The following is a 13,867-nucleotide window of genomic DNA, read 5'->3' as shown; positions in this document are numbered from 1 at the left end:
AGGCTCCTTATTGGCTCTTGAGGTAAATTGCAGGGTTGGTTTTACACACTAACCAAGCAGGATAAAGTCCGGCTACGATGCAGGTTGTTATAGCGATAATAGGTGCACTGAGTAACATGGTGATATCCATGGTGGCTAAGCTTTCATAGTAACTGTAGCTTTGTCGCACAGCGAGTAAACCAACTTGTGCTATCACAATACCAAGCAAGCCACCTAAAGCCCCAAGCATGGCTACTTCAACTAGATGCTGTAAAAAAACTTGTCGTTTACTGGCTCCTAGTGCTCGGCGCACACCTACCTCCGGTGCCCGACGCAAAAACTTAGCGAGCAATAAACCAAGGATATTGGCTAAGCACACAGCTAAAAACATAAAGCTTAAGCCGACCAATATTTTGTTGTCTTCACTAACCACATTGTTGTATTGCATCCATTGGTTTACATCGCGTAGTTTGTATTCAAGTACTTTACGCTTAAAACGTCCTAATTTTTGTTGTTCTTGCATATAAGCTAATAAATAGTCTGCGTATGCTTGTTTTTGTTTGGCGTCAGATAATAGTGCCCAAAATTGGATCCAAACTTTTTCTGACTGCAGCTTGTCAGCAAATGTTCGGGTGTTTTCATGTTTCCACCCATTGGTATTACCCCACGTTACTACTTCATTAGCCTTAACTAAACTAAAAGGTAGGAATAATTCTTCGGGTTCATTAAATGCGCCATTGTTTAAATCGTAATATTTAGTCGTTAGCTGCCAATGTGCGATAACCCCGACAACTTCATAACTGAGATCATCCAGATAAATCACCTTACCTACAGAGTTTTTACCTGCAAATAATTTGTCATTGAGCTTTTCGCTGATCACCACCACGGATGCCGCTGTCTGTTCTTGTTGCGAAGACCAGCTTCCACCATAAATAAATGATAAATTAAATAGGCTAAAAAAATCGGGAGTGGTTAAACGTGCTTCACCTATAAATGGTTTAATGATGTCTGAATCTATATGCACCGAAAATCCAGAGCGCATCATGGCAATTTTATGCTCAGGTATTGGCGCATTCTGTAAATTAACCGCATCTTGATAGGTCAGTTGTGACGGCAGGTTATCTTTAGTCCACCACGTATTGCCATCATCCATTATTTGTAATTGCACAGTATAAAGTTGATTGCTTTTTTCGGGAATAGGATCCGCCGACATCATATGATAAACGCTTAAACTGGTCATGGTTACACCAATCCCAATAGCAATGGCTAGCACCATTAACATGCTTACCAGTGGTGTGCGCTTAAAACTACGCCAACTTAAATCGAGGTAATGTAATAGCATAAGTTACGCTCCAGCCACATTTTTTAGGTTTTGCGCGCCTTGATACAAGGTAAAGTCGGCAAGTTGACCATCAACCACTTGAATATTACGAGGTGCTCTGCGGGCAAGTTCTGGGTCATGAGTCACCATAATGATGGTCGCGCCGTCACGGTTAATTTGCTCCAGCAACTCCATCACTTGACGTGCCATAAGGCTATCGAGGTTACCTGTTGGCTCATCGGCTAGTAAAAAACGTGGCTCACCCGCAAGTGCGCGGGCAATCGCTACCCGTTGCTGCTGACCACCTGATAACTGCTGCGGCAAATGTTTAGCGCGTGAAGCTAGGCCTACTTGTTCTAAGCACTGCTCAATACGACGTTTTCGCTCGCTTGCTTTAATACCTCGGTAGCGCAGTGGCACTTCAATATTCTCGTATAAATTTAAATCAGGGATCAGGTTGAAGCCTTGGAAAATAAAACCAATTTTTTGATTGCGACAATCCGCCCGTTGATTGTCGTTCAGTTTGCCAACATCAATCCCATCGAGCAGATATTCACCACTGCTAAAAGGTTCTAACATGCCTGCGATATTTAAAAAGGTGGTTTTCCCGGAGCCACTAGGGCCAGTTACTGCAATAAACTCACCTTCATCTACGTGCAAATTAAAGTCGCGTAATGCATGGGTTTGCACCATTTCTGTTTGATACAGTTTGCTAATATTGTTCATTTTAAGCATGAGTTGATCCTTGTAATATGTTTGTTTTTATCTCAGTAATAATGTTGGCGCTTGTTTAAAGTTATCGTAACTGGAGATGATCAGCTGATCGCCAGAGCTAACACCTTCGAGCAATTCTATTGCGTTGATACTGCTTGCTCCGGTTGCGATATCTACCAGTTGTGCGGTGTCGCCGATGACTTTATAAGCCCGAGTGCCACCTTGTTGCATAAATGCACCGCGTTTAATTTGTAAAACGTCATCACGATTTTCTAATAAAATGCGTGCTGTTAAGCGCTGGTTTTGGCGAATGCCTTTTAGCTCTTCGTCAAAGCGTACGCGGGTAGTTACTTCACGATTGTTAACTTCGGGCGAAATTGCCGATAACAGACCTGTCACTTTTTTTGCCCCGAGTGTGAGCTCAACTTCCATTCCGAGTCCAAGCTCATTGGCATAGCTTTCTGGTACTTGCAGTTGCGCTTCAAAATTACTTAGATCGACCAAGGTCATTAACGGCTGACTTTGCGTAACGGCTTCTTTTTGTTGTACAAGTAGGTTACCAACAATACCGGTGACGCTGGCTTTAATAGTTAAGTTTCTTACTTGGCGATTTAAATCATCAACGATCAGTTGCTGGCGAGCAAGATCACGCTCTGCGGCTTTGAGCTCAAATGCAAGGGTGTCTTTAGCAAGTTCAACTTCTTGTTGAGCGTGTTTGTAAGAAAGCTTGGCACGGGCAAGATCATCAACTGCTTTTTCTAAATCAATTTGGCTGATCAAGTTTTTTTCGATAGAGAGCTGAGCGCGGCGATTTTCCCTGTCTGCTGCATTGAGCTCTACTTGGGCGAGATCAAGCGTTTTGGTTAAGCTTAACTTTTGTCGGCGTGCTTCTAAGTGCTTACGTTGTAATTCACCATCAAGGCGGGCTAACACCGATTGTTGCTGTTTTAGTTCATTATTGAGCTCTGGGCTATCTACTAAAGCAATAATGTCATCTTTATTTACTTTATCACCAGCTTTAACTTGTAAATCCACATAGCCACGTTCTGGGCTATAAACTTTGGGAGCATTTGCTGCAACAATTTTACCGCTGGCGGCTACATCACGTACTAAGCGACTAATATTAACGGTAGCAATTTGTAATGAAGCTCGATCAACAGAAACACTGCCTGGATTGTTCCCCATAAATGCTTGGGCACATAAAGCAATTACGGCAAGTGATAGCGCCAGTACTATTAATGGTTTTTTGTAACTACGTCTTTTCGTAAAATTTACATCTTGTCCGCTGGTGTCTTTTATCATGAGTGATCCTTAGCTATGTTTATTCTCGCAGTAAGTGATCATCAAGCTCACGACTAAGACAGTGATTGGTGAAACTAAAAATAAACTGAGAATAAACATAAGTTGTGTCCTGTAATAATCTTTTAATGTTTATTCGAAGATCATGCCAAAAGTTAATGTGATGATTTTAATAGAATAGTTATTTATTTTTAAATTATCTGGTGTCCGCGGACATAAATTGTGTCCGCTGCGGACACTTTGCTATGGCGGCTAAGAAGTTGCTGCAGGCGTCAACAGGGTGAGTAAGCTAAAAACTTACTAACTAGCGTAAATTATGCAAAATGTGACTGGTGTGATGATAATTATGCATTAATTAGTGGCTTTAAATTTCCCCATAAAAAGATATTGGACAGAGTATTTACTCTAATTTGTACTGTGGTATCGACCTCGAACGGTAGCAAAGAGATTGAATAAAAATGGAAGTATTTATTTTCGCTACATAAGCAAGTGAATATTTATTCACTTTTCATGAGGTTTACGTTTACGTAAGCTGCACTGTTTTTGTTTTGTGATTTTACAACTTGTTAATTATGACACCAGTGTCATAAAAAAATAACGGGTAAAATATCGCTAAATGTTAAAAATAGACATGAAATAAAAAGATTGTGTTGTAGTGAGAAATATTCAAGAATGTGAATATGTATTCAAAACGCTATTGACTCAATGTACAATTGGCGATAGTTTTGACTGTCTGCTAGCAAACCATCGAGAAGGTCATTTATAGCTAGCTATTGTAGCAAGGGGAGGGGTCTATGTTATACGACTCAAAATTAGAAAAAGATAATTGTGGCTTTGGCTTAATAGCCCAAGTTAATGGTCAGGCAAGTCATCGCTTAATTCGTACAGCGATCACTGGCTTAGACCGTATGGAACACCGTGGTGGTATATCTGCCGACGGTAAAACAGGCGATGGCTGTGGTCTATTATTACAAAAACCAGATAGTTTCTTCCGCGCTATTGCTGCTGAAAAGAATTGGCATTTAGGTAAAAATTATGCCGTGGGTATGATTTTTTTAAACTCAGATCCAGTGCTTGCGCAAGCTGCTAAAGATGTATTGAGTGAAGAACTCGAAAAAGAAACCCTCAATATTCAAGGTTGGCGGGTAGTGCCAACTGATGAGTCATGCTTAGGGCCCATTGCAATAAAGCAGTTACCTAAATTTGAACAGGTTTTTATTAATGCACCAGAAGGTTGGCGTCCAAAAGATTTAGAACGCCGGTTGTATGTTGCGCGTCGTCGTGCTGAAAAGCGTTTAAGTGAAGATGACGGTTTTTATATTGCCAGCTTGTCAGGCTTAGTGACTATCTACAAAGGCTTAATGATGCCGGTGGATCTGCCTAATTTCTATTTAGATTTAGCCGATATCCGCATGACCAGCGCAATTTGTGTTTTTCACCAACGTTTTTCAACTAATACACAACCGCGTTGGCCATTGGCTCAGCCGTTTCGCTATTTGGCGCACAATGGTGAAATTAATACCATACAAGGCAACCGTCAATGGGCACGTGCACGTTCATATAAGTTCTCATCGCCACTTATTCCAGATTTACAAAGCGCAGCACCATTTGTTAATGAAACTGGCTCAGATTCATCAAGCTTAGATAACATGCTTGAGCTGTTTTTAGCGGGTGGCATGGATTTATTCCGTGCTATGCGTATGCTTGTGCCGCCTGCTTGGCAAAAAAATCGTGCGATGGATGATGACTTACGGGCGTTTTATGACTTTAATTCAATGCATATGGAACCATGGGATGGCCCAGCGGGCATTGTAATGTCTGATGGTCGTTTTGCTGCGTGTAACTTGGATCGTAATGGTCTGCGCCCTGCGCGTTATGTGATCACCCAAGATGGTTTTATCACACTAGCCTCTGAAGTGGGCATTTGGGATTACACCGCCGATGAAGTGGTTGAGAAAGGCCGCGTTGGCCCTGGTGAGTTACTCGTAATAGATACTCAGCAGGGGAAAATTTGGCATTCTGATGAAATTGATCAGGATTTAAAATCTCGCCATCCATACAAAGCTTGGCTTGAAGAAAACGTTAAGCGTTTAACGCCATTTGAGAAATTATCGGAACAAGATGCGGGAAATCGTTCGTTTGATGACGAAAGCTTGGCCAAATATCAAAAAATGTTTGGCTACACCAATGAAGAGCTTGATAGCGTTATTCGCGTGATGGGTGAAATTGGTCAAGAAGCAACGGGTTCTATGGGCGACGACACGCCATTTGCTGTGCTCTCTGAAGGTAATCGTTCGCTGTTTGATTACTTCCGCCAAAAGTTTGCACAAGTTACAAATCCACCAATTGATCCACTGCGTGAAAATCACGTAATGTCGTTGGCAACGTGCATCGGCAGTGAGCAAAACGTATTTAATGAGACCACAGGTCACGCTAAGCGATTGCAGTTTGATACACCTATTTTAATGTATGCAGACATGCAACAATTACTCAGCGCCGATCAAGCGCATTACAGCTATTGCAAAATCGATATCACCTACAGCAAAGAAGAAGGCCTTGGCGATGCGGTAATCCGTATTTGTGACGAAGCGCAAGAAAAAGCCGCTGCTGGCTGTGTCATGCTGTTTTTAACTGACCGTAATTTTGATGAGAATCAATTACCAATTCCTGCTGCTATGGCGGTTGGTGCGGTACAAAAGCGTTTAGTAGATAACAACTTACGTTGTGAATCAAATATCATTATTGAAACCGGCAGTGTGCGCGACGCACATCAATTTGCGGTATTACTTGGTTTTGGTGCAACGGCTATTTATCCATACTTAGCGTATGAATCACTGGTTGCGATGAGTGATTCAAAAGTGATTAACAAAAGCTATTGTCAGGTTACTTTGGCGTACCGTAATGCTATTAATAAAGGTTTGTACAAGATCATGTCAAAAATGGGTATTAGTACCGTGGCATCGTATCGTTGTTCAATGTTGTTTGAAGCAGTTGGTTTGTCAGATGCAATTGTTGATACCTGTTTTAATGGTGTGGCAAGTCGTATTAAAGGCGCGTGCTTTACTGATTTTGATGATGATCAACGCAAGTTACATACTTTGGCAATGAGCAAACGTAAATTACTCAGCCATGGTGGCTTATTAAAGTATGTTCATGGCGGCGAGTATCACGCGTACAATCCTGATGTTATTCAAACGCTACAAAAAGCGGTGCGCTCAGGCGAATATTCTGATTACAGCGTGTACGCAGATCTCGTTAATAAGCGTCCAATCGCCACATTACGTGACATGCTTGCACTTAAACTGCCAGCAGAGGGGATCAGTATTGATGAGGTTGAGCCTGCAACTGAGCTATATAAGCGTTTTGACTCAGCTGCAATGAGTATCGGTGCATTATCGCCAGAAGCGCATGAAGCACTTGCAATTGCGATGAACCGCTTAGGTGGTTGCTCAAACTCCGGTGAAGGCGGCGAAGATAAACTACGTTACGGTACTGAGAAAAACTCACGTATTAAACAAGTTGCATCGGGTCGTTTTGGTGTAACACCGCATTACTTACGCAGTGCTGACGTTATCCAAATCAAAGTAGCGCAAGGTGCAAAGCCAGGCGAGGGTGGTCAATTACCGGGTGAAAAAGTAACCCCGTATATTGCAAAACTACGTTATTCAGTACCGGGTGTGACTTTAATTTCACCGCCACCGCATCATGACATTTATTCAATTGAAGATTTAGCTCAACTAATTTTCGATTTAAAACAAGTTAATCCAAAAGCGTTGATCTCAGTAAAACTGGTATCCGAGCCTGGAGTGGGCACAGTCGCCACCGGTGTTGCTAAAGCGTATGCTGATTTAATTACTATTTCAGGCTATGACGGCGGTACTGGTGCAAGCCCGCTAACGTCGGTTAAATATGCGGGTAGCCCGTGGGAGCTAGGTCTGGCTGAAACACAACAAGCGCTAGTTGAAAACGGTTTACGTCATCGTATTCGTTTGCAAACAGATGGTGGTTTAAAAACTGGCCTTGATATCATCAAAGCAGCTATTTTAGGTGCTGAGAGCTTTGGTTTTGGTACGGGTCCTATGGTTGCATTAGGCTGTAAATATCTACGTATTTGCCACCTGAATAATTGTGCGACCGGTGTTGCAACGCAAGACGAAACGCTGCGTCAAAAGCATTACCACGGCTTACCAGAAATGGCGATGAACTACTTTAAGTTTATTGCTCAAGAAGCCCGTGAAATTATGGCAAGCCTAGGGGTTGCCAAACTAACAGACTTAATTGGTCGTCTTGATTTACTCGAAGCGATTGAAGGTAAAACGGCAAAGCAGCAAAAAATTGATTTATCGTCAGTGATTGCACAGCCTAATAATCCAACTGGTGAAACGCTTTATTGTAGTGCGCCTAATACGTCTCATTATTTAGGTAAGTTGAATGAAACCTTACTTGCTAAAGCTCAACAAGCAATTGATGAGAGCAGCGGTATTTCACTGGTCAGCCGTATTTATAACACTGACCGCTCAGTGGGCGCGATGTTATCGGGTTATATTGCCGATAAACATGGCAATCAAGGCATGACGGCTGATCCAGTCTCGATTGAGTTTCACGGTACAGCGGGCCAATCATTTGGTGTATGGAATGCTGGTGGTCTAGAAATGACCCTAGTCGGCGATGCTAACGATTACGTAGGTAAAGGCATGGCGGGCGGTAAGCTGGTTATTCGCCCACCACTGGGGTCGTCATTTGAAAGCCATAAAGCGACCATCGCAGGTAATACCTGTTTATATGGTGCAACGGGTGGCAAGCTGTTTGCTGCAGGTTGTGCAGGTGAGCGCTTTGCGGTTCGTAACTCAGGTGTGCAAGCGGTTGTTGAAGGTGTGGGTGATAATGGCTGTGAATACATGACCGGTGGCGTAGTTTGCGTGCTGGGCAATGTAGGCGTGAACTTTGGTGCAGGTATGACCGGTGGCTTTGCCTATATATTGGATGAGCGTAATGACTTTGAAAAACGCATCAATCCAGAGCTTGTTGAAGTTGTGCTATTAGATGAGCTTGCATCACATCAAGAACACTTACGGGGTCTAATTGCTGAGCATTTAGAGCTAACCGGCTCAAGCCGTGCAGAAAACATTTTAGCCAGTTTTGAAGCGTATTTACCAAAATTCAAACTTGTTAAACCGAAATCAAGTGATGTGAAAAGTTTACTCGGGCATCGCGCTCGCAGTAGTGCTGAACTTCGTGTTCAAGCACAGTAAGGGGGTAGTATGAGCGAGAATGTATATCAATTTATAGACGTGCAGCGGGTTGATCCCCGCAAGAAGCCAATTTCATCACGTAAAAAGTCATTTGTTGAAATTTACGAACCCTTTTCAGAGAAGCAAGTAAACTCACAGGCAGATCGCTGCCTAGATTGTGGTAACCCGTATTGTGAATGGAAATGCCCAGTACATAACTATATTCCACAGTGGTTAAAGTTAATTCGTACTGGCCGCATCCTTGAAGCGGCAGAGCTGTCGCACAGAACTAACAGCTTGCCAGAAGTGTGTGGCCGAGTGTGCCCGCAAGATCGTTTATGTGAAGGTTCATGTACATTAGACGAAGAGTTTGGTGCAGTAACAATCGGTAACATTGAAAAATATATTACCGATACTGCATTTAAAATGGGCTGGAAGCCTGATATGTCGTATGTAGTATGGACAGAGAAAAAAGTCGCTATTATTGGTGCAGGGCCTGCGGGCCTAGGTTGTGCTGATATTCTAGTACGAAATGGGGTAAAACCAGTGGTATTTGACCGTCACCCAGAAATTGGTGGCTTGCTTACTTTTGGTATTCCATCGTTCAAACTTGAAAAACAAGTCATGCAAAAACGTCGTGAGATTTTCACTGAAATGGGTGTTGAGTTTAAACTTAATACCGAAGTGGGTGTTGATATCACTATGGATGAAATATTGGCCGAATACGACGCAGTATTTTTGGGAGTGGGGACTTATCAAAGTATGCGAGCTGGCCTTGAAAATGAAGATGCACCAGGCGTTCATGATGCACTACCGTTTTTAATTGGCAATACAAACCGCGTAATGGGTTACGACGAATCAAATCAAGAATACCTTGATATGGCAGATCAAAAAGTCGTGGTACTTGGAGGTGGCGATACCGCGATGGATTGTATACGTACCTCGATTCGTCAAGGCGCAGAAAAAGTAATTTGTGCTTATCGTCGTGATGAAGAAAATATGCCAGGTTCAAGACGTGAAGTGAAAAACGCCAAAGAAGAGGGTGTTGAATTTACCTTTAACGTGCAACCAACAGGTATAGTACTAAACGACAACGGCCATGTAGCAGGCGTACAAATGGTAAAAACCCAAATGGGTGAACCAGATGAAAAAGGCCGCAGCCGCGCAGAAGTAGTACCTGGCTCAGAACATGTGATTGAAGCCGACCAAGTAATAATGGCATTTGGTTTCAAACCACACAAAATGGACTGGTTAGAAAAATACGATGTAGAGATAAATCACTGGGGCGGTATTAACGCACCAGAGCAAGGTGAATTTACCCATCAAACAACTAACCCTAAAATCTTTGCTGGTGGCGATATAGTGCGCGGATCAGATTTAGTAGTTACCGCAATCTTTGAAGGGCGTAACGCCGCAGAAGGGATCATGGACTACTTAAAAGTGTAACGCCTTGAAGGTTAAAGAATGTAAAAAGCAAGCTCGATGGCTTGCTTTTTTTATGGCTTGGATAGTAGAGCTTTAAGCAGTAAGTCGTAAAATTTCGCTTTTTAATGAGTAGGAGTTTAATTTTGTCCGATAACATTATTAACCGCCGTTTTGGTGCAAAATAACAAGCGTAATTCCCAGTCATTTTAATTACTTGTTTACAAAAGTAATTATTAGTGGAATTATGGAACTATGTAATATACGCCGTTTTGGGGTGTTATAATCCCCCAAAGTGGTGTTCAATAAGCTGTTAGCTAGCACTTCTAATTTTGTGCTCAATTGATATAATATGCAAATTAAACCATTACTAAGGAAAGTAAAAATGTCTGCACTACAACAAAACAAAGTATTGAAACAAAAAATCCAATCGAATAACCATGAAATATTTATCATTTCTATTGACGAAATGGATAAAATTATCAATAACTCACCTAAAAGTAGCAACGGTATTAAAGAGGCTTGGGGAGGAATTAAAAATAAAGTTGAGTTTAGTGCAGGTTATTACGCATCAGCAGATGACTTGAGAACATTCACTAAACTTTTAGGTGAGCTAGGTGGTGTTGCATCTAAAGTTTATATAAAAAATTACGGAGGAAAGCCTCATATTATTCTAAAGGGAAACCCAAGATTAAGGAGTGTACTTACAGGAACGAAGTACGGTGTTAATAATGCAAAAGTAATTACAATGGGGCTAGGCCGTTCTGGAGCTATCAATGCAGCAAAATCTGGAGGAATTCTTTCAATAGTATTACTTAGCGTTTATCGTGTTGCAAATTACTTTTTAACTGACCAAGCAACACTTAGTCAGTTGGTTGGTTCTCTGGCTACGGATATAGTAAAAGTAGGAATTGCTACAGGTGCATCTGTGGGGGCCGCTTTCTTAGCAGGTGGTTTTGCTATAGCCGTAGGTCCAATTCTTGCCGTCGTTATAGTTGGTGTATTTGTTTCATGGGGAGTAAGTCAAATTGATCAACATTATGGGATTACTGATAGGGTAATTGATGGTTTAGATGAATTAGGTGAAAATGCTCGTATATACCTTTTAAAGAAGAAAAGAACAGCAATTACTATCGCAAATAAAGTTACTGATTCACTCATAGATTATGCTATAGAGTCAGCGAAAAATGTAATTGTTGATTTATCTCGCTATTATTTACAAAAATATACTCCTTTTAATCAGAGGAATTATTAATATGGTGAAATTGAAAAAAAGTTCATTAAAATTACAGATCCCTACAGCATTATTGTTTATTTTAATTTCTTTTTTTGCACTAGGTGTGTTCGGATATTTTACATTTACATTGATATTTTCAATTTTGAGTGAATCTGAAATTATTCGTTTCGATAAAGGGGCTATGTATATGTTAGGCGTTGGTCTAACTTCAGGCTTATTATCTTTTTTTATGGTTTATGAGATTCTTAATAAAAAAGTATCGGCTTCATTAAATAAAAAATCTATTCGCCCTGCATTAATATTTCTTGGTTCTATATTCGTTGTTCCTCAGTTAGCTGGTTTAGCTGTTGATTACTATGTTGAATCAGTAGGTTATGTTTATTGTAAAGAGCAATCTAGTCAGTGGTTGCAAAATCAAACCCTTATATTTGCTTCTAATGAATATAGCTGCCTTAAGAACGAAAAATAAAATAATATACAACACACTAAACTTAGTGCAGTTAAAACATCGGGTGCACATATGCTAGCTAACAAGCTGTTTAACAGGACAAAAATGAGTTGGCTGTTTTCGTTCCTCAACATTTTAGCCAACTAATTTTTGCCCATTAACAGGGCGTTAGATTTACCCGATAAACATCACAGGAGTGATATAGATGGAAGTGGCTCAAAAAAACGATCAGCAATTATTCGAAAATGCGATTAGAGCATTAGAGGCTGAGATAGCAAATATAGGTACGCATTTGACTATTGATGCAAGTGCAAGGCAGGCCTACGCAAGGCAAATACGTGCAATGTCGAGTGAACTTAAAATAATGGCTCAGACTGGAAGAATCACCTGGGTTCAAGCCGCCGAGCAGGCATCGGAAGCTAGAAATCTCATTATGGAAGTAATAAGAACAAGAAGCACTCCGGTTGGCCTGTCAGTCGCGCAGAAGATGAAGCAGCAAGGAAAAACGCTCAATGAGATAGTAGCCTTGAAATCCCAAAAGCTGTATGGCGCTAACGTTTCGTTTGGCAATCTAACCGCTCAGCAGCAAAACAACGTATATCTAGAGGTCGTAAAATCGGCGGGAAAGTCTCGGCCAGAAGTCACTTCGGCTATGAGAAAGCTATCACATGCTGGAAGAGGATTAATTCTTTTATCTATTGCTCTATCTGTCTATACAGTTGCGACAGCTGAAAATAAATTTGACGCGGCGGGCAAGGAAATTGCTATTACCGGAGCTGGCATTGGTGGTGGTATAGCTGGAGGAGCATTAGCCGGATTAGCGTGTGGCCCTGGAGCTCCTGTATGCGTTACCGTTGGAGCATTCGTTGGTGGAGCTCTTGCTGCATTCGGAATAGGATTAGTTTGGTAGGTATGGCCATGAAAATCATTAAAAATGATGATGTTAATTTAAAAGTCATATCCGAGGCTACGGAAGCTCAATCACCAAAAAGTGAAATTACTATCGATGGCAGCAAGTTAAAATTAATCATCAATGGAGTTGATCTCGAAGCATGCATTAAATATGACGAATGTTATCTAGTCTTCACCACTGATGACTGCCCTTTTGAAGAGTCACTCAACATCTATTTGCTAAGTGGCGAAAACGAAATTATAGATAGTGCCACTGTTTTTTGGCCATACGGTACTGGCTCATTTAAGTTGATTGGTATTACAGATCCCGATTTGGTTAAATTCAAATTTTTTGGCGACAAAGATTGGCAGATTAAAATATACAAAAGTAAGAGATTTCACATTCCCTATATTTCAGAACCTTCTGGTGTATGGCGTAAGATCAAATTTTGGAGGTCTTTCGTTGTATCGGAAGTTTCTGATCAATAGCCAACCAAAGAAATCTAACAAATTGCTGCACTCGGACACATACTGCTACGCTCGTTTTTGTGTGTCGCTATGCTCCATATTACACAAAAACGCTCTCCGCAGCATGTGCCGGTGAGCAAGGCGTTAGGCATACAAGGAAAGTTCAGTGAAAAAATTAACTTTAGTATTTATATCCCTTATTTTATCTTTTTCAAGTTCTGCAAATGAAAAGTTCACGGCAGATCAATTAATCGAGAAAGCAAAGGCATTTGTATCAGCCAAAAATGCTCGCCAACAACCAAATACAACCACTAAAGAAATAGATCATTATATATCGCTATTATCTGATAACTTCATCGATGAGCATGTTAAATTCAAGTTTACGTATACTGATAAATCGAAACTCCGTTCAGATATGGTTGGTAAACTAAAAGATGAAGTTATAAACAGCAATATTGAGATAAACGAAATTATGGTAGGTGCTAATGTTGTTTTTATAAAAATGACTGAAATGGGGAAAGTTAAGCCTGCACATTTAAATAAAACCATTGAATATAGTAAAACTAATATTATTTCATTAGAGTTTAACGAATCAGGTTTAGTAAAGCATATCCGCCGACACCACGGTTAATGTATGCCTAACAAGGTGCTTAAAAGGACTAAAACAGTTTGCTCGTTTTTTGCAAAGTAACGCAAAAAAGCCAGCCAACCATTTTAGCCTCTTAGCAAAGCGTTAGGGGTACAAATGGATTTCAGAGTAATCGTCATAGCATTGGTATTAGCCATTTCTGGTTGTCAATCTACTTCAAATAAGAAAATGGAAGATTTAGCAAAAGTTGCAGAAGGCGGTGATAATT

10 protein-coding genes are annotated in these 13,867 nt (G+C 40.9%); 7 read left to right on the top strand and 3 right to left on the bottom strand.

The window, feature by feature from the left end:
- Positions 1-7 precede the first annotated feature (7 nt).
- The 3 genes from HHO47_RS16560 to HHO47_RS16550 are packed head-to-tail and all read right to left on the bottom strand — an operon-like array spanning position 8 to position 3,316.
- The gene (locus HHO47_RS16560) at positions 8-1,321 is read right to left on the bottom strand and encodes an ABC transporter permease (protein ID WP_169021297.1); all 1,314 of its coding nucleotides are present in this window, start codon (positions 1,319-1,321) and stop codon (positions 8-10) included.
- 3 nt (positions 1,322-1,324) lie between these two features.
- A complete protein-coding gene (locus HHO47_RS16555) occupies positions 1,325-2,035 on the bottom strand; it encodes an ABC transporter ATP-binding protein (RefSeq protein WP_145242138.1) in 711 nt (236 codons plus the stop codon).
- Between the two features lie 27 nt (positions 2,036-2,062).
- Positions 2,063-3,316: an efflux RND transporter periplasmic adaptor subunit gene (locus HHO47_RS16550; RefSeq protein WP_169021296.1), complete on the bottom strand. Its 1,254-nt coding sequence runs from the start codon at positions 3,314-3,316 to the stop codon at positions 2,063-2,065.
- 791 nt (positions 3,317-4,107) lie between these two features.
- On the opposite strand from HHO47_RS16550, the gene gltB reads away from it, so the two are divergent.
- From gltB to HHO47_RS16515, 7 genes are all read left to right on the top strand, one after another.
- Complete coding sequence (gene gltB / locus HHO47_RS16545; RefSeq protein WP_169021295.1) at positions 4,108-8,565, top strand: glutamate synthase large subunit; 4,458 nt, start codon at positions 4,108-4,110, stop codon at positions 8,563-8,565.
- A gap of 9 nt (positions 8,566-8,574) precedes the next feature.
- Positions 8,575-9,990: an FAD-dependent oxidoreductase gene (locus tag HHO47_RS16540; RefSeq protein WP_169021294.1), complete on the top strand. Its 1,416-nt coding sequence runs from the start codon at positions 8,575-8,577 to the stop codon at positions 9,988-9,990.
- 361 nt (positions 9,991-10,351) lie between these two features.
- Entirely contained in the window at positions 10,352-11,221 is an 870-nt protein-coding gene (locus tag HHO47_RS16535) for a hypothetical protein (protein WP_169021293.1), read from the top strand.
- A gap of 1 nt (position 11,222) precedes the next feature.
- On the top strand, positions 11,223-11,672 hold the full coding sequence (locus tag HHO47_RS16530; RefSeq protein WP_169021292.1) for a hypothetical protein: 450 nt from the start codon (positions 11,223-11,225) through the stop codon (positions 11,670-11,672).
- A 184-nt stretch (positions 11,673-11,856) separates the two neighbouring features.
- Positions 11,857-12,561, top strand: coding sequence for a hypothetical protein (locus HHO47_RS16525; RefSeq protein ID WP_169021291.1), 705 nt, complete (start codon positions 11,857-11,859; stop codon positions 12,559-12,561).
- 8 nt (positions 12,562-12,569) lie between these two features.
- The gene (locus tag HHO47_RS16520; RefSeq protein ID WP_211183756.1) at positions 12,570-13,031 is read left to right on the top strand and encodes a hypothetical protein; all 462 of its coding nucleotides are present in this window, start codon (positions 12,570-12,572) and stop codon (positions 13,029-13,031) included.
- Between the two features lie 145 nt (positions 13,032-13,176).
- On the top strand, positions 13,177-13,641 hold the full coding sequence (locus tag HHO47_RS16515; RefSeq protein WP_169021289.1) for a nuclear transport factor 2 family protein: 465 nt from the start codon (positions 13,177-13,179) through the stop codon (positions 13,639-13,641).
- Positions 13,642-13,867 lie beyond the last annotated feature (226 nt).

This window comes from Pseudoalteromonas arctica (assembly GCF_012927645.1).
Lineage (GTDB): Bacteria > Pseudomonadota > Gammaproteobacteria > Enterobacterales > Alteromonadaceae > Pseudoalteromonas > Pseudoalteromonas arctica_A.
This window is presented reverse-complemented; position numbering and strand designations above follow the sequence as displayed.